Here is a 17,484-nt window from a genome sequence, read left to right on the forward strand (position 1 = left end):
CGATCGACCCGACCACCGCGGGGCCCGGCGGGGACACCCCCGGCGCGCCGGCCGCGCGGCGCCGGCGCGAGTTGACGTACGCGGTGCTGCTCTGCCTGGCCGGGGCGGGCCTGGCGCTGTGGGCGTCGACCCGCACCTGGTCGGTCGAGCTGACCGTCCGGCCCACGCCGCTGCCCCCGGTGCGCGAGGCGCGCACCGGGGCGGGGCTGCTGCCCTGGCTGTCGGCGCTGGCCGTGGTCGGGCTGGCTGGCGGCGGCGCGGTGCTGGCCACCCGGGGTGCGTTGCGCCGGCTCGTCGGCGCGCTGCTGCTGGCGCTCGGCGCGGCCGTGGCGGCCGGCGGCGGATACGGGCTGGTCGCCGCGTTCGACGGCGAGGTCAGCCGGCAGTGGCCGGCGCTCTGCCTGGTCGGCGGGCTGCTCGCCGGCGCCGGTGGGGCGCTCACCGCGCTGCGCGGCGCGGGCTGGCCGGCGATGGGGGCCCGCTACGAGCGGCCGGCCCGGCGGGTCGGCGCCGAGCCGGGGCCCGCGGCGGCCGGCCCGGTCACCGGGCGGCGCACCACCGAGGCGTGGGACGCGCTGGATCGCGGCGAGGACCCGACGGCCGGCTGACGGGCGGTCAGCCGACCGGCTGGCGGTCGCGGACGGTGGCCCGGGCGGCGGCCAGCTCGGCCACCAGGCGGTCCAGCTCGGCGCGCTGGTCGGCGCGGGCCCGGTCGGCGCAGACCGCCTCCCAGGCGTTGCCGCGCGCGGTGCGGACCCGGCCGTCCCCCACCACGGCGCGCTCCAGGGTGTGCACCACCCCGACAGCGAGCGACGCGACGGTACGGGAGATGGTGGTCAGTCCGAGGGCCGGGTTGGGCTCGGTGTTGCTCATGGTCACCCCGCACGAGGATCGTTCCGACGGTTTCGGGCCGCGCGTCGCCGCGCCGTCCGGCGGCCCGGGCAGGCGCGTCATCGAGTCTGCCCGAGAAAGACGGTGCCCGGCCCACGTTTCGCCCCGGTCACCGGCACGTCAACTGTCCTGCGGGGCCGGCGACCTGGAAAGGGCCGTTCCGCCTTGACCTTCGTCACAGCACTGACCGAGATGCGCGGCGCGTGGGCGCGGCCCGACAATGGTCGAATGAGAATGGGTACCCGTCGATGGGCCGATCGGCGAACGTGCCGGCCGCGGGGTCACCGCGATCGATGGGGACGGTCGCGCTGCGTGATGTGGCGTTCACCGGAAGTCGGGCATTATGCCGCAGCCCATCTCGTGAGGAGCGCCATACCCCCGGCACCCGGTCCCAGGTGGCGCCCCCTAGCATCGGCCCATGACACCCGGAGAGGGGAGTCCGTTGGTGACTGCTGACCATGCGCACGCGGAGGGGGACGGGGCCGGTCCGGCGGCGTCCGGAAGCGTGCTCGACGAGATCCTGGCCGGTGTCCGCGAGGACGTCGCCCGGCGGCAGGAGCAGGTTCCGCTGGAGCGGATCCGCGAGCTGGCCGCCGCCGCGCCCCCGCCGCTGGACGCGTACGCGGCCCTGCGCCGGCCCGGCGTGGCCGTGATCGCCGAGGTGAAGCGCTCGTCGCCGTCCAGGGGACAGCTGGCCGAGATCGCCGACCCGGCCGAGCTGGCCGCCGAGTACGCGGCCGGTGGCGCCCGGGCGATCAGCGTGCTCACCGAGGGGCGCTGGTTCGGCGGGTCGCTGGACGACCTGGCCGCCGTCCGGGCCGCGGTGAAGGTCCCCGTGCTGCGCAAGGACTTCGTGGTCTCCAGCTACCAGGTGCACGAGGCCCGCGCGCACGGCGCCGACCTGGTCCTGCTGATCGTCGCCGCGCTGGAGCAGAACGCCCTGGTCGGGCTGCTGGAGCGGATCGAGTCCCTCGGGATGACCGCGCTGGTCGAGGTGCACACCGAGGAGGAGGCCGACCGGGCCCTGGAGGCCGGCGCCCAGGTGATCGGGGTCAACGCCCGTGACCTGCGTACGCTGGAGGTCGACCGCTCGGTGTTCGAACGGATCGCCCCCGGCCTGCCCAGCAGCGTCGTCAAGATCGCCGAGTCCGGCGTGCGCGGGCCGCACGACCTGATCCGGTACGCCTCGGCCGGCGCCGACGCCGTGCTGGTCGGCGAGGGCCTGGTCACCCAGAACAGCCCCCGCGAGGCGGTGGCCGGACTGGTCAACGCCGGCAACCACCCGGCCACGCCCCGCCCGGTGCGCTGACCCGCGCCGGGGGCGAGAAGCAGCAGCGAGAGGACACCGCGATGAGCGCCAACGCCCCGGCCCCGGCCGGCCAGGTCCCCGACGCCGCCGGTCACTTCGGCCGGTTCGGCGGCCGGTTCGTCCCGGAGGCGCTCGTCGCGGCGCTCGACGAGCTCGACGCGGCGTACCGCAAGGCGATGGGCGACGAGTCGTTCCGTGCCGAGTTCGACGCGCTGCTGCGCGGCTACGCCGGCACCCCCTCGCTGCTCTACCCGGCGAAGCGGTTCTCCGCGAAGATCGGCGCCCGGGTGCTGCTCAAGCGGGAGGACCTCAACCACACCGGGGCGCACAAGGTGCGCAACGTGCTCGGCCAGGCGCTGCTGACCAAGCGGATGGGCAAGCGGCGGGTGATCGCCGAGACCGGCGCCGGCCAGCACGGCGTGGCCACCGCGACCGCCGCCGCCCTGTTCGACCTCGACTGCGTGGTCTACATGGGCGAGGTGGACACGCGGCGGCAGGCGCTCAACGTGGCCCGGATGCGGATGCTCGGCGCCACCGTCGTCCCGGTCACCACCGGCTCGCGCACCCTCAAGGACGCGATGAACGAGGCGATGCGGGACTGGGTCGCCAACGTCGACGACACCCACTACCTGATCGGCACCGCCGCCGGCCCGCACCCGTTCCCCGAGATGGTCCGGGACTTCGTCCGGGGCATCGGCGAGGAGGCCCGCCAGCAGTGCCTCGACCTGACCGGCGCGCTGCCGGACGCGGTCGCGGCCTGCGTCGGCGGGGGCTCCAACGCGCTGGGCATCTTCCACGCCTTCGTCGGCGACCCCGGCGTGCGGCTGTACGGCTTCGAGGCCGGCGGCGAGGGCATGGAGAGCGGGCGGCACGCGGCCAGCATCACCGGCGGCTCCTCCGGCGTGCTGCACGGCGCCCGCACGTACGTGCTCCAGAACGCCGACGGGCAGACCATCGAGTCGCACTCGATCTCGGCCGGCCTGGACTACCCGGGCGTCGGCCCGGAGCACGCGTGGCTGCACGACAGCGGCCGGGCGACGTACACGCCGGTGACCGACCGCGAGGCGATGGCCGCGTTCGAGCTGCTCTGCCGCACCGAGGGGATCATCCCGGCGATCGAGAGCGCGCACGCGCTCGCCGGCGCGCTGAAGATCGCCCCGGGGCTCGCCGCCGAGCTGGGCCGGGAGCCGGTCGTCGTGGTCAACCTCTCCGGCCGGGGCGACAAGGACGTGCACACCGCCGGCGAGTACTTCGGCATCCTCGACAAGGAGCAGTGAGAACGTGAGCCGGATCGGGGTGGCGTTCGACAAGGCCCGGGCCGACGGGCGGGCGGTGCTGGTCGGCTGCATGCCGGCCGGGTTCCCCACCGTCGAGGGCAGCATCGCCGCGATGACCGCCATGGTCGCCGCAGGGGTGGACGTCATCGAGGTGGAGATCCCGTACTCCGACCCGGTGATGGACGGCCCGGTGATCCAGAAGGCCAGCGACATCGCCCTGACCGGCGGCGTCCGCACCGCCGACACGCTGCGCATCGTCGAGGCGGTCGCGGCCACCGGCGCCCCGGTGGTCACCATGACCTACTGGAACCCGATCGAGCAGTACGGCGTCGACGCGTTCGCCCGGGACCTGGCCGCGGCCGGCGGCACCGGCCTGATCACCCCCGACCTGATCCCGGACGAGGCCGACGAGTGGCTGGCCGCCTCGGACGCGCACGGGCTGGACCGCACCTTCCTGGTCTCCCCGTCGTCCACCGACGCGCGGCTGAGGATGACCGTGGAGCACTGCCGGGGCTTCGTCTACGCCACCGCGATCATGGGGGTCACCGGCGCCCGTTCGCAGACCTCCGACGCGGCCCCCGTCCTGGTCTCCCGGGTGCGCGAGGTCACCGACCTGCCGGTCGGCGTGGGGCTCGGCGTCGGCACCGGCGCGCAGGCCGGCACGGTCGCCGGGTACGCCGACGGGGTGATCGTCGGCAGCGCGCTGGTCCGCTGCCTGCTCGACGCGCCCGACCCGGCCGCCGGCCTGGCCGCCCTGCGCACCCTGAGCGCCGAACTCGCCGACGGGGTGCGCGACCCGCGTCGCTGACCGCCCGGCTGCCGGGCGCCGCCGCGGCCTGCCGCACCGCTGGCGCGGGGCGGTGGAAACGGGCGACCGCCGTACGTCGCGGGTCGTCGGGCCGACGAGCCGCGCCGGTTCACCCGACCGGGGTGCCGCTGCGGCGGTGCGCAGCGGTAGCGTGTGCACCCGTGACCCTCGCCTCGACGATCCCCCAGGCGGCCCTGCCGAGCCCCAGCACGGCCGTCTGGCAGCTCGGCCCGCTGCCGCTGCGGGCGTACGCGCTCTGCATCATCGCCGGCATCGTGGTGGCCTGCGTGGTCACCGAGCGCCGGCTGCGCCAGCGCGGCGTCGCCCCCGGCGCGGTGCTCGACATCGCCGTCTGGGCGGTGCCGACCGGCATCATCGGCGCCCGGATCTACCACGTGATCACCTCACCGGAGAAGTACTTCGGCGCCGGCGGTGAGCCGCTCAAGGCGTTCGCCATCTGGGAGGGCGGCCTGGGCATCTGGGGCGCGGTGGCCGGCGGGGCGCTCGGCGCCTGGATCGCCGCCCGCCAGCTCGGTATCCCGTTCGCCGTGGTGGCCGACGCGCTCGCCCCGGGGCTGCCGCTGGCCCAGGCCATCGGCCGGTTCGGCAACTGGTTCAACAACGAGCTGTACGGCGGCCGGACGACCCTGCCCTGGGGGCTGCGGGTGCACGACATGGACCCGAGCAACCCCGGTCACGCGAAGGTCGTGGACGGCGAGCCGGTGCTGCTGCCCGGGCTGTACCACCCGACCTTCCTCTACGAGGCGCTGTGGAACATCGGCGTCGCCGCCCTGGTCCTCGTCCTGGACCGGAAGCTGCGCCTGGGCAAGGGGCGGGCGTTCGCGCTCTACGTGATGGGCTACACCGCCGGCCGGTTCTGGATCGAGCTGATGCGCACCGACGAGGCCACCCACATCCTCGGTGTCCGGCTCAACGTCTTCACGGCCGCCCTGGTCTTCGTCGGCGCGCTGATCTACTTCCTGCGGGTCCGTGGCCCCCGGGAGTACCTGGTTCCGATCGGCGGGCCCGCCCCCGCCCCGGCCGGCGGCGGCGACGTCTCCCAGGTCGACCTGTCCGAGCGCGAGGCCGGCGCGCAGGCCACCGCCCCGGAGGGGTACCGGGTGGTGGGTGAGGAACAGTTCCGTGAGTACCGGGACACCGGGGTCGTCCCCGACGGTCCCGACCCGACCGCGGACGCCGCCGCGCCGGATCCCGGGGCGGCCGGGAACGACGCGCCAGCCGACCGCGACGCGCCAGCCGACGTGTCGCCGGGCGACGAGCGGGCCGGCACGACCGGCCCCCGCGCCACCGACCGGGAGAGCTGAGCGGGGGAGGGGCGGCATGCGTACCGCGGTGGTGGTCGGGGCCGGGATCGGTGGCCTCGCGGTCGCCGGCGCGCTCGCCCGGTCCGGGTGGCAGGTCACCCTCCTGGAGCGCGCCGACCGGGTCCGCCCGGACCCGACGGCCCTCGTGCTCTGGCCCAACGGGGTACGCGCGCTGCGCGCCCTCGGCCTCGGCGCGGGCCTGGACGCGATCGCCACCCCGCTGCCCGACGGTGGTATCCGCCGGCCCGACGGGCACTGGCTGGTGCAGCCCCGCCCCACCCCGGCCGACCGGATGCCGGTGGTGGTGCACCGGGAGGACCTGCACGACGCGCTGATCGCGGGCCTCGGCGAGCGGGTGGAGCTGCGTACCGGCGTGGCGGTGCGCACGGTCCGGGCCGAGTCCGGTGAGCGGCCCTCGGTCGGCGACGGCCGGCAGCGCTTCGAGGCCGATCTGGTGGTCGGGGCGGACGGCACCGACAGCGAGATCCGCCGGCAGTTGGCCCCGGAGTCGGGGGTGGTCAGCTCCGGCTGCGCCGCGTGGCGGGCGGTCATCCCCTGGTACCGGGCGCCCCGGCTGCCCGCCGACCAGCCGGTCGGCGGGGAGACGCTGGGCGCCGGATACCGGTTCGTGGCCGCCTCGCTGGGCGAGCGCGGTTCGTCCGGCGGGTCGAGCCGGGGCGGCATCTACTGGGTGGCCACCGCGGCCGGCGCGCCCCGGCCGGAGCCCCCGCAGACCCAGCTCGCGCTGCTCCGCCGCTGGTACGCCGGCTGGCCCGCCCCGATCGGCGAGCTGCTCGACGCCACCGACCCGGCCGACGTGGTCCAGCAGGAGATCCGCGAGCTGCGCCCGCTGCCCCGCGCGTACGGCTTCCCGGCCGGGCCGGGCGGGGTGGTGCTGCTGGGTGACGCCGCCCACGCCATGCCCCCGCACCTGGGCCAGGGCGCCTGCCTCGCCTTCGAGGACGCCGCCACCCTCGCCTCGCTGCTGCGCGAGGCCCGGCTTCCGGACGCCGTCGCCACGTACGATCGGCTGCGTCGGCCCCGGGCGGCGACCGTGGTCCGGCAGACCCGGCGGATGTCGGCGGTGCTCCAGGCCCGGGGCCGGCTCGCCCTGCGGGCCCGGGACGCCGCCCTGGGCACCATCAGCCCCCGCCTGCTGTCCACCGCGGCCTCCGTCGCCGCCCAGTGGCGCCCCCCGGCCTGACCGGCGGACCCGCCCGGCCGGCCGGGGCCCGTCCCGGTCGGCGTGCCGGGAACCGGGCGGTGGGGCGGGCTCAGATGAGCGCGGCGGGCTCCGCGACGCAGGCGGTGCCGACCCGGCGGAAGCCGACCCGGACGTAGACCCGGGCGATCTCCTCGCTGCCGGCGGAGAGGAACACCAGGTCGGTGCCGGCGTCCAGCAGCGCCCGGGCGAGGGCGGCGGTGACCGCCGCGCCGAGGCCCCGGCGGCGGGCCGCCGGCAGGGTGGCGACCCCGGCGATCTCGGCCACCTCGCCGACCCGCATCGCCATCCCGCTGGCCAGCGGCCCGTCGGCGGGCGTCCCGGCGAGCGCGGACAGCCGGCCGCCGTCGGCGACGCGGGCCCGCTCCTCGTCCAGCGTCGCCACGTCCAGCTCGGTGACCGCGGCGTCCCGCTGCGCCGGGCCGGCCGTACCCCGGGCGGTGCCGGCGGCGGAGAACCCGACCGCGGCGACCGCCCGCCGGGCGGCCACGTCGGCGGCGAAGCCGGGCGCGGCCGGGTCCAGCAGCCGCACCGGTACGTCGGTGAACTCCCCGGGGGCGGCCAGCGCGGCCGGGTCGAGCATCATCAGCGGGGCCTCCAGCACGGCCAGCCCCGCCGAGCGGGCCACCGCCAGCAGGTCCGGGTTGCGCTCGTGCACCCACTCGAACGCCTCCGGCAGGCCCAGCTCCCGCTGCCGCTCCCGCACGGCGCTCACGTCGGCCAGCGAGGGCGGCTCGGTGGCGTCCAGCCGGGGCCGTGCGTAGAACGGCCAACCCGCCCCTTCCCGGACGAACAGCACCAGCGGGCCGTACTCCTCCGGCCGGGCGGAGTCCCGGGGCACCGCGTCGTAGAAGTGCTCCAGCCGGTCGAACGTCCCAGTCGTCTCAGTGCGTACGTGATCCACCGCGCGAGACTATCCTTCCCAGCATCTGGAAGTGTGATCAATCTGAACTGGCCTTGCGCCGCAACCCCTAACGTAGACTCAATAGACCCATAAGGGCCGACGTCGTCCCGACCATGATCCAACCTGAGTGACGACAGGAGGCCCGGTGGCCTTTCCGTACCCTCCCCGCCAGCAGTCGGCCCCACGCGCGACCGGGCTCTACGACCCCGCGCACGAGCACGACGCGTGCGGGGTGGCCTTCGTTGCGGACCTCTACGGCCGGCGCTCCCACGCGGTCGTGGCCAACGGTCTCGGCGCCCTGCTCCGGCTGGACCACCGGGGCGCCCGAGGCGCGGAGCACAACACCGGCGACGGCGCCGGCATCATGATCCAGGTGCCGGACGCGTACCTGCGCGCGGTGGTCGACTTCCCGCTGCCGCCCGCCGGCGAGTACGCCACCGGCCTGGTCTTCCTGCCGACCGACGACGCCGGCGAGGCCCGCGCCCGCCGGGTGCTGGAGAAGTACGCCCTGGTCGAGGGCGCGGAGATCCTGGGCTGGCGGGACGTGCCGACCGACCCGAGCGGCCTCGGCGAGACCGCGCTCGCGGCGATGCCCCGGGTCCGGCAGGTCTTCCTCGCCGCGCGCCGGCTCACCGACACCCCGGCCGGCCCGGCCGGCTCCCCGCTGTCCGGCCTCGACCTGGACCGGGTGGCGTTCTGCGTGCGCAAGCAGGCCGAGCGGGAGAGCGCCGAGCGGGGCGTGCCGGCGTACTTCCCGTCGCTGTCCGGCCGGACCATGGTGTTCAAGGGGATGCTCACCCCCGACCAGCTCCCCGAGTTCTTCCCCGACCTGACCGACGAGCGCGTCGACAGCGCCATCGCGCTGGTGCACTCCCGGTTCTCCACCAACACGTTCCCGTCGTGGCCGCTGGCCCACCCCTACCGGATCATCGCCCACAACGGCGAGATCAACACGATCCGCGGCAACCGCAACTGGATGCAGGCCCGTGAGGCGCTGCTGCGCAGCCCGAACATCCCGGGCAACATCCGCCGGGTCTTCCCGGTCTGCACCCCCGCCGCCTCCGACTCGGCGAACTTCGACGAGGTACTGGAGCTGCTGCACCTGGCCGGGCGCAGCCTGCCGCACGCGGTGCTGATGATGATCCCGGAGGCGTGGGAGAACGACCCGGACATGCGCGCCGACAAGCGCGCCTTCTACCGGTTCCACGCCAGCCTGATGGAGCCGTGGGACGGGCCGGCGTCGGTCGCGTTCACCGACGGCGAGATCGTCGGGGCGGTGCTGGACCGCAACGGCCTGCGCCCGGGCCGCTGGTGGCGCACCTCCGACGGGCTGGTGGTGCTCGGCAGCGAGGCCGGCGTGCTCGACCTCGACCCGGCCACCGTGGTCGCCAAGGGGCGGCTCCAGCCGGGCAGGATGTTCCTGGTCGACACCGTCGCCGGCCGGATCGTCTCCGACGACGAGATCAAGACGGAGCTGGCCGCCGCGCAGCCGTACGACGAGTGGCTGCACGCCGGGCTGATCGACCTGACCGACCTGCCGCCGCGCGAGCACATCGTCTACACCCACGACTCGGTGCGCCGCCGCCAGCAGACCTTCGGGTACACCGAGGAGGAGCTGAAGATCCTCCTCGCGCCGATGGCGCGTACCGGCGCCGAGCCGCTCGGCTCGATGGGCACCGACACCCCGATCGCCCCGCTGTCCACCCGGCCCCGGCTGCTCTACGACTACTTCCACCAGCTTTTCGCCCAGGTCACCAACCCGCCGCTGGACGCCATCCGCGAGGAGCTGGTGACCAGCCTCCAGCACACCATCGGCGCGGAGGCCAACCTGCTCGACCCGAGTCCGGCGAGCTGCCGGCAGATCGTGCTGCCCTACCCGGTGATCGACAACGACGAGCTGGCCAAGATCCTCTCCATCGACGAGGACGGCGACCTGCCCGGCTTCAAGGCCGTGCGGGTCTCTGGGCTGTACCGGATCCGCGACGGCGGGGCCGGCATCAAGGCCCGGCTCACCGAGATCTGCCGGCACGTCTCCGAGGCGATCGAGGACGGCGTGCGCATCCTGGTGCTCTCCGACCGGGACTCCAACGCCGACCTGGCCCCGATCCCGTCGCTGCTGCTCACCGCCGCCGTGCACCAGCACCTGGTCCGCGAGCAGACCCGCACCCAGGTGGCGCTGATCGTCGAGTCCGGCGACTGCCGCGAGGTGCACCACGCGGCCGTGCTGATCGGGTACGGCGCCGCCGCCGTCAACCCGTACCTGGCCTTCGAGTCGGTCGAGGACATGATCGCCACCGGGGTGATGACCCGAGTCGAGCCGGCCGAGCCGGACGAGTCGCCATCGAAGCTGGCGGTGAAGGCGGTGCGCAACTACGTCAAGGGGCTCGGCAAGGGCGTCCTGAAGATCATGTCCAAGATGGGCATCTCGACCGTCTCGTCGTACTGCGGGGCGCAGGTGTTCGAGGCCGTCGGTCTGGACACCCGCCTCGTCGAGCGGTACTTCCGGGGCACCCCGAGCACGATCGGCGGCGTCGACCTGCACGGCATCCACGCCGAGGTGGCCGCCCGGCACGCGCTGGCCTGGCCGGCGCCGGGCGCGGTGGCCACCGACCGGCTGGAGGTCGGCGGCGAGTACCAGTGGCGCCGCGAGGGCGAGCTGCACCTGTTCAACCCGGAGACGGTCTTCCTGCTCCAGCACGCCACCCGCAGCCGCCAGTACGACGTCTTCCGCCAGTACACGGCCAAGGTCGACGAGCTGGCCGCCAAGGCCGGCTCGCTGCGCGGCCTGTTCACCCTGCGCACCGGCGTCCGCCCGCCGGTGCCGCTGGAGGAGGTCGAGCCGGCCACCGAGATCGTCAGGCGGTTCGCCACCGGCGCCATGTCGTACGGGTCGATCTCGGCCGAGGCGCACGAGACCCTCGCCGTCGCGATGAACCGCCTCGGCGGCAAGTCCAACACCGGCGAGGGCGGCGAGGACGTCGAGCGCCTGCACGACCCGCAGCGCCGCTCCGCGGTGAAGCAGATCGCCAGTGGCCGGTTCGGCGTGACCAGCGAATACCTGGTCAACGCCGACGACCTCCAGATCAAGATGGCCCAGGGCGCCAAGCCCGGCGAGGGCGGCCAGCTCCCCGGCAACAAGGTCTGGCCGTGGATCGCCCGGACCCGGCACGCCACCCCGGGCGTCGGCCTGATCTCCCCGCCGCCGCACCACGACATCTACTCGATCGAGGATCTGGCCCAGCTCGTCCACGACCTCAAGTGCGTCAACCCGGCCGCCCGGGTGCACGTCAAGCTGGTCAGCGAGGTCGGCGTCGGCACCGTCGCGGCCGGGGTGGCCAAGCTCAAGGCCGACGTCATCCTGATCTCCGGCCACGACGGCGGCACTGGCGCGTCCCCGCTGAACTCGCTCAAGCACGCCGGCACCCCCTGGGAGCTGGGGCTGGCCGAGGCGCAGCAGACCCTGCTGCTCAACAAGCTCCGCGACCGGGTCACCGTGCAGGTCGACGGCCAGCTCAAGACTGGCCGGGACGTGCTGGTCGCGGCGCTGCTCGGCGCCGAGGAGTTCGGCTTCGCCACCGCCCCGCTGATCGTCGAGGGCTGCGTGATGATGCGGGTCTGCCACCTGGACACCTGCCCGGTCGGCATCGCCACCCAGAACCCGGTGCTGCGTGAGCGGTTCACCGGCCGGCCGGAGTTCGTGGAGAACTTCTTCCTCTTCCTCGCCGAGGAGGTCCGCGGGTACCTCGCCGAGCTGGGCTTCCGGTCGATCTCCGAGGCGATCGGGCGCACCGAGGTGCTCGACGTCGTACCGGCCGTCGACCACTGGAAGGCCCACGGCCTCGACCTCGGTCGCGTCCTGCACCTGCCGGAGCTGCCGGCCGACGCCGCCCGGCGCGGCGTCCGGGCCCAGGACCACGGCCTGGAGCTGGCGCTGGACAACGAGCTGGTCGCCCTCGCCGGGCCGGCGCTCACCGACGGCACGCCGGTGCGGGTCGAGGTGGCGGTGCGCAACGAGCACCGCAGCGTCGGCGCGATGCTCGGCGGCGAGGTCACCCGCCGCTTCGGCGGGGCCGGCCTGCCCGCCGACACCATCGAGTTCCTGCTGCGCGGCACCGCCGGGCAGTCGTTCGGCGCGTTCCTGCCCAGCGGGGTCACCCTGCGTTTGCACGGCGACGCCAACGACTACGTCGCCAAGGGCCTGTCCGGCGGTCGGATCGTCGTCCGACCGGACGCCGCCGCGCCGTTCGTCGAGGGCGAGGCCAGGCCGGGTGAGCGCGCCGAGGACCAGATCATCGCCGGTAACACCATCCTGTACGGGGCCACCGCGGGCGAGGTCTTCCTGCGCGGCCGGGTCGGCGAGCGGTTCGCGGTGCGCAACTCCGGCGCGGTGGCGGTCGTCGAGGGCGTCGGCGACCACGGCTGCGAGTACATGACCGGCGGCACGGTGGTGGTGCTCGGCGAGACCGGGCGCAACTTCGCCGCCGGCATGTCCGGCGGCACCGCCTTCGTCTGGAACCTCGACCGGCGTCGGGTCAACGCGGAGCTGGTCGACCTGTCGCCGCTGCGCGACGAGGAGCGGGACCGGCTGCACGAGCTGGTGCACCGGCACTTCGCCGAGACCGGCTCGGCGGTCGCCGAGGCGCTGCTGAAGCGCTGGCCGGAGGCGGTGGAGGAGTTCACCGCCGTGGTGCCCCGGGACTACCGCCGGGTGCTGGAGATCATGCGGGCCGCCGAAGCCGCCGGCCGTGACGTCGACGACGCGGTGATGAGCGCACTGGCGGCGTCAGCCGCCCCGGCGCCGTCGGCGCCTTCCGATGCGTCCATGCCGCCCGCCCCGCGGGCGGTCGCCCAGGAGGTGGCTCGTGCCTGACCCGAACGGTTTCCTGCGCTACAACCGGCGGCTGCCCGCGCGCCGGCCGGTGCCGGTGCGGATCAGCGACTGGCGGGAGGTGTACCCGCCGGCCGGCGAGGAACTCGTCCGCGAGCAGGCCACCCGGTGCATGGACTGCGGCATCCCGTTCTGCCACGACGGCTGCCCGCTGGGCAACCGCATCCCGGACTGGAACGACCTGGTCCGGACCGGTAGCTGGGACGCCGCGGTGGACTCGCTGCACGCCACCAACAACTTCCCCGAGTTCACCGGCCGGCTCTGCCCGGCGCCGTGCGAGGCCGCCTGCGTCCTCGGCATCGGCGGCGGCGCCCCGGTCACCATCAAGCAGGTCGAAGTGGAGATCGCCGACGCCGCGGTGGCCCGGGGCGGGCTGGATCCCCACCCGGCGGCGGCCCCGACCGGTCGCTCGGTCGCCGTGGTCGGCTCCGGTCCCGCCGGCCTGGCCGCCGCCCAGCAACTGGCCCGCGCCGGCCACGCCGTCACGGTGTACGAGCGCGACGACGCGATCGGCGGCCTGCTCCGGTACGGCATCCCCGACTTCAAGCTGGAGAAGCAGCACATCGACCGGCGGATCGCCCAGTTGGCGGCCGAGGGCGTCCGGTTCCGCACCGGGGTGAACGTCGGCGTCGACGTGACCGCCGAGCAGCTGCGCGAGGCGCACGACGCGGTGCTGCTCGCCTGCGGCGCGCTCCAGGGCCGGGACACCCCCGAGACCCCGGGGCGGGAACTGCGCGGCGTACACCAGGCGATGACGCACCTGGTCGCGGCGAACCGGGTGGTCGCGGCGGCCGGCGGCGGCCGACCGGCCCTCGCGGTGCTGCCCGACGGCACCCCGATCGACGCGGCCGGCAAGCACGTCGTGATCATCGGCGGCGGCGACACCGCCGCGGACTGCCTCGGCGTGGCCCACCGCCAGGGCGCGGCCGGGGTGCACCAGCTCGACCTGTACCCGGAGCCGCCGCACTCCCGCGACGCCGGCCGGGACCCGTGGCCGACCTGGCCGTGGATCCTGCGCAACTACCCGGCGCACGAGGAGGGCGGCGACCGGGTGTTCGCCGCCGCCGTGCAGGAGTTCGTCGACGACGGCACCGGCCAGGTGAAGTCCGTCCGGATCGCCGAGGTGACCGTCGAGAAGCGCGACGGCCGCCGGATCGTCACCCCGCTGCCCGGCTCCGAGCGGGAACTCCCAGCGGACCTGGTGCTGCTGGCGATCGGCTTCGAGGGCACCGAGCGGCAGCCGCTGCTGGAGCAGTTCGGGGTCGCCCGCAACGCCCGGGGCGCGATCGACGCCCGGCCGGACTGGCAGACCGACGCCGACGGCGTCTTCGTCGCCGGGGACATGCACCGGGGCGCGTCGCTGATCGTCTGGGCGATCGCCGAGGGGCGCGCGGCAGCCGCCGCGATCCACGCGTACCTCGGCGGGGTGGGCGAACTGCCCGCCCCGGTCGACCCGGCGCGGCAGCCCCTCGCCGCCCGCTGACCGCGCCGAGGTGTTGGACCGCGCCGAGGCGTTGGACCGCGCCGAGGTGTTGGACTGCGTGGAGGTGTTGGGCCGCGTCGAGCCGCCGATCTCGCGAGTGCCGTGACGGCCGGCGGGCCTGGACCCTCGTGTCCCCGGCCCGCCGGCCGCCGTGCGGGCCGGGCCGGTGGCCGGCGCGGGACTGACCCCTCCTCAGCGCTATGGAGCTGATGTCGTCAGCGACTCGGGCGGCTCGGCACCGCGCCCACTCACCACCCCGGCCCCCGCCCCGACGCCTGCCAAACCGCCCCGTCGGTGTGGCCAGCCTCTTCATGGCGTGGCCATTGCTTGGCGGTGTGGCCACTGTGCTGGCGGTGTGGCCACTGGCTGGCGGTGTGGCCATCGTGCGGCGTTGTGGCCACTGCGGCGTGCCCACTGTCTTGGCGGCGTCGCCACCGCCTTGGCGGCGCGGCCCGGCTCCGGAAGGCCCGGCTCCGGAAGGCCCGGCTCCGGAAGGCCCGGTCCCGGAAGGCCCGGTCCCGGAAGGCCCGGTCCCGGAAGGCCCGGTCCCGGAAGGCCCGGTCCCGGAAGGGCTGGCCCGGCGGGCGCCGCGATGCGGCCCGAGCACGGCTGAGTCGTCCGCGACATCAGCTCCAAAGGCGGCACGGGGCGTCCGCCGACCGTCGGCGGACGCCCCGTGCCCATCTGTCACTGGGCGGATGGGAGAGGTTGGCGGACAGGAAGGTCGGCGGACAGGAAGGTCGGTGGATGGGTCAGTGGGCGAGGAGCCGGTGGGACTCGCGGAGCCTGGCCCACGACTTCGGTTCGGCCGGCGCGGTGGCGGTGCGGGCGGCGGCCGAGCCGGACAGCTCCGGGCGGCCCTTCGTGAACAGCCAGGTGGTGAACACCGCGTTCAGGTCCTGGCCGGAGACCTGCTCGGCGAGGGCCTGGAACTGCTCGACCGTGCCGTTGCCGTGCCGGTGGGCGGCGGTCCACTGCGGCAGGATCCGGAAGAAGGCATCGTCGCCGACGGCCAGCCGGAGCTGGTGCAGGGCCATCGCGCCCCGGTCGTAGACCGCCCCGTCGAAGACGTTGTCGGCGCCCGGGTCGCCGGGCGTGACCTGCCAGAACTCGTCGTCGGCCGGGTAGGTGGCGTAGGTGAAGTCGAACAGCTCCTGCGCGGTGCCCTCGCCCTGCTCCTCCGACCAGAGCCACTCGGCGTACGAGGCGAAGCCCTCGTTCAGCCAGATGTGCCGCCAGTCCGCCACCGAGACCGAGGCGCCGAACCACTGGTGGGCGTTCTCGTGGACGACCACGTAGGTGTTCGACCCGCGCCGCCAGAAGCCCGGTCCGTACACCGGGCGGGTCTGCGTCTCCAGGGCGAAGCCGATGCCGTCGACCGGCCCGGCCACCCCGCCCTGCGCCTCGAACGGGTACGGCCCGAAGATCGTGCTCTCCCAGTCGACGATCTCGGCGGTCCGCTCGATGCTGGCCCGCGCCGCCGGACCGAGGGCACCCAGGCTGGTGCTGTACGCGTTGACCACCGGCTGCCCGTTGGGGGCGGTGTCGGTGACGATGTCGTACTGGCCGACGGCCAGGAACGACTCGTACGTCGCGCCGGGACTGGTGCTGCGCCAGCTCCACCGCATCCGGTTGCCCGCCTCGGCCAGCGGCGGGCGCGGCTGCACGCCGTTGCTGAGCACCTCGACGCCGGCCGGCACCGACACCGACACGTCCCAGTTCGCCTTGTCGAGGGGGTGGTCGTTGCTCGGGTACCACCACCAGGCCGACTCGGGCTCGTTCACGGCGAGCCCGCCGTCGGCCGTGCGGGTCCAGCCGCTGTAGCCGTTGACCAGGGTCTCCGACGGCACGCCGGCGTACTTGACCACGATGGTCAGGGACTGGCCCCTGACGATCGGACGGGGTGCGGTGATCGCCAACTCGTGGACGCCCTCCCGGGCGAAGGTGGCCGAGAAGCCGTTGACCCGCACCGACTCGACGTCGAGCAGGAAGTCCAGGTTGAACCGGGACAGGTCCTGGGTGGCCCGGGCCAGGATGGTGGTGGTGCCGCTGAGCTGGTCGGTGGCCGGCTCGTAGCGCAGCCGGATGTCGTAGTGGTCGACGTCGTAGCCACCGTTGCCGTAGTCGGGGAAGTAGCTGTCGCCCAGGCCGGGGTCGCCGGGGGTCGGCGCGGCGGGGGCGAGGGCCGGGCGGCCCCAGCCCGATCGGGCGGCGGCCTGGCCGGGGTCGGCGGTCGCGGCCGCGCCGGCGGTGGTGACGGTCAGGGCGGCGATGGCCGCCGCGAGAACGCGTCGCACGAGGTGGACTCCCTCCGTCGAGGTGTACGCCCGATCAACCTAATCGACGGTTGTGAACATGTGTGTTCCGCGTGCGGATTCTGCGGCCTATTCCATTAATGTGAATGTTTCGATATCATTACCGCCCAGTAACAACCACCACCCTTGGCCACGCGCGCGGTTCCGAGGATCCACCACCCCTGCCCCGTGGAGGTTCCCCATGCCCCAACGCCCGCTGGCCCGCGCCCTGACCGCGCTGGTCGCCGTCCTCACCGCCGCCGTCGGGGCGGCGGCCGTCCCCGGCGCCGCCCACGCCGCCGCCCACGCCGCCGCGGACGTCAACTACGTGGCCCTGGGCGACTCGTACTCCTCCGGCGTCGGCGCGGGTCCGTACGACCAGTCCACCTGCCTGCGCAGCGAGAAGTCGTACGCCCCGCTCTGGGCCGCCGCCAACCAGGTGGCCAGCTTCACGTTCCCGGCCTGCGGCGGCGCGGTCACCGCCGACGTCATCGGCAGCCAGGTGAACGCGTTGAGCACCGGCACCACCCTGGTCACCATCACCATCGGCGGCAACGACGCCGGCTTCGCCGACGTCATCACGAGCTGCCGGTTCGGCAGCACCAGTAGCTGCACGGACGCGGTGAACGAGGCGAAGGTCTTCGCCACCGGCGAGCTGCCCGGCCGGCTCGACCGCACCTACGCCGCGATCCGCGACCGGGCCCCGAACGCCCGGCTGATCGTGCTCGGCTACCCGCGCCTGTTCGAGACGGGCTCGTGCGGGCTGCTGGCGATGAGCACCTACAAGCGCACCATCCTCAACGAGGCCGCCGACCTGCTGGCCTCGGTGACCGCCGGCCGGGCCGCCGCGGCCGGGGCCACCTTCGCCGACACCCGCCCGTACTTCGCCGGGCACGGCGTCTGCGCCGCCGCGCCGTGGATCCGCGACGTCAGCGGCGTCATCGAGGCGTACCACCCGAACGCCGATGGCTACCGCAACGGCTACCTGCCCGCGCTGACCGCCGTCACCGGCTGACCCGGGCCGCCCGGAACGCCGCACCCCACGAAGCGCCGGTGGCCGGCGGTCCACCCCTGGACCGCCGG

General features: G+C 74.8%; 12 protein-coding genes. 9 read left to right on the forward strand and 3 right to left on the reverse strand.

Translation table 11 applies throughout. The annotated features are described in order from the left end of the window. Positions 1-2: 2 nt before the first annotated feature. Positions 3-608 (forward strand): Trp biosynthesis-associated membrane protein, encoded by a 606-nt coding sequence (locus tag OOK41_RS12165; RefSeq protein ID WP_266267794.1) that lies wholly within the window; start codon positions 3-5, stop codon positions 606-608. Between the two features lie 7 nt (positions 609-615). Here the strand turns inward: OOK41_RS12165 and OOK41_RS12170 are convergent, their stop codons facing one another. Continuing rightward, entirely contained in the window at positions 616-873 is a 258-nt protein-coding gene (locus OOK41_RS12170) for a hypothetical protein (RefSeq protein ID WP_117668978.1), read from the reverse strand. Positions 874-1,396: 523 nt separating this feature from the next. Here OOK41_RS12170 and trpC point away from each other — a divergent pair. The 5 genes from trpC to OOK41_RS12195 all read left to right on the forward strand — a co-directional run bounded on the left by trpC (position 1,397) and on the right by OOK41_RS12195 (position 6,814). Beyond that, entirely contained in the window at positions 1,397-2,200 is an 804-nt protein-coding gene (gene trpC / locus OOK41_RS12175) for an indole-3-glycerol phosphate synthase TrpC (protein WP_207892762.1), read from the forward strand. 41 nt (positions 2,201-2,241) lie between these two features. Next, positions 2,242-3,477 (forward strand): tryptophan synthase subunit beta, encoded by a 1,236-nt coding sequence (gene trpB, locus OOK41_RS12180; protein ID WP_117668841.1) that lies wholly within the window; start codon positions 2,242-2,244, stop codon positions 3,475-3,477. A 4-nt stretch (positions 3,478-3,481) separates the two neighbouring features. Beyond that, positions 3,482-4,285, forward strand: a complete 804-nt coding sequence (gene trpA, locus OOK41_RS12185; protein ID WP_117668840.1) for a tryptophan synthase subunit alpha — start codon at positions 3,482-3,484, stop codon at positions 4,283-4,285. 161 nt (positions 4,286-4,446) lie between these two features. Beyond that, entirely contained in the window at positions 4,447-5,610 is a 1,164-nt protein-coding gene (gene lgt, locus OOK41_RS12190; protein ID WP_117668839.1) for a prolipoprotein diacylglyceryl transferase, read from the forward strand. A 16-nt stretch (positions 5,611-5,626) separates the two neighbouring features. Continuing rightward, positions 5,627-6,814: an NAD(P)/FAD-dependent oxidoreductase gene (locus OOK41_RS12195; protein ID WP_117668838.1), complete on the forward strand. Its 1,188-nt coding sequence runs from the start codon at positions 5,627-5,629 to the stop codon at positions 6,812-6,814. A 70-nt stretch (positions 6,815-6,884) separates the two neighbouring features. Here OOK41_RS12195 and OOK41_RS12200 read toward each other — a convergent pair whose 3' ends face one another. Continuing rightward, positions 6,885-7,736 (reverse strand): GNAT family N-acetyltransferase, encoded by an 852-nt coding sequence (locus OOK41_RS12200; RefSeq protein WP_266264659.1) that lies wholly within the window; start codon positions 7,734-7,736, stop codon positions 6,885-6,887. A 145-nt stretch (positions 7,737-7,881) separates the two neighbouring features. Between OOK41_RS12200 and gltB the strand changes: the two genes are divergently transcribed. Together gltB and OOK41_RS12210 are read left to right on the forward strand one after the other, a co-directional pair. After that, positions 7,882-12,606, forward strand: a complete 4,725-nt coding sequence (gene gltB, locus OOK41_RS12205; RefSeq protein WP_266264660.1) for a glutamate synthase large subunit — start codon at positions 7,882-7,884, stop codon at positions 12,604-12,606. Continuing rightward, a complete protein-coding gene (locus OOK41_RS12210; RefSeq protein WP_266264663.1) occupies positions 12,599-14,107 on the forward strand; it encodes a glutamate synthase subunit beta in 1,509 nt (502 codons plus the stop codon). Before gltB ends, OOK41_RS12210 begins: the two co-directional genes overlap by 8 nt. A gap of 752 nt (positions 14,108-14,859) precedes the next feature. On the opposite strand, the gene OOK41_RS12215 is transcribed toward OOK41_RS12210, so the two are convergent. Further along, the gene (locus tag OOK41_RS12215) at positions 14,860-16,404 is read right to left on the reverse strand and encodes a M1 family metallopeptidase (RefSeq protein ID WP_266264664.1); all 1,545 of its coding nucleotides are present in this window, start codon (positions 16,402-16,404) and stop codon (positions 14,860-14,862) included. Between the two features lie 199 nt (positions 16,405-16,603). Here OOK41_RS12215 and OOK41_RS12220 point away from each other — a divergent pair, with 199 nt between their 5' ends. Then, positions 16,604-17,416 (forward strand): SGNH/GDSL hydrolase family protein, encoded by an 813-nt coding sequence (locus OOK41_RS12220; RefSeq protein WP_266264665.1) that lies wholly within the window; start codon positions 16,604-16,606, stop codon positions 17,414-17,416. The last annotated feature ends 68 nt before the right edge of the window (positions 17,417-17,484 follow it).

The organism is Micromonospora sp. NBC_01655 (assembly GCF_026339755.1).
Lineage (GTDB): Bacteria > Actinomycetota > Actinomycetes > Mycobacteriales > Micromonosporaceae > Micromonospora.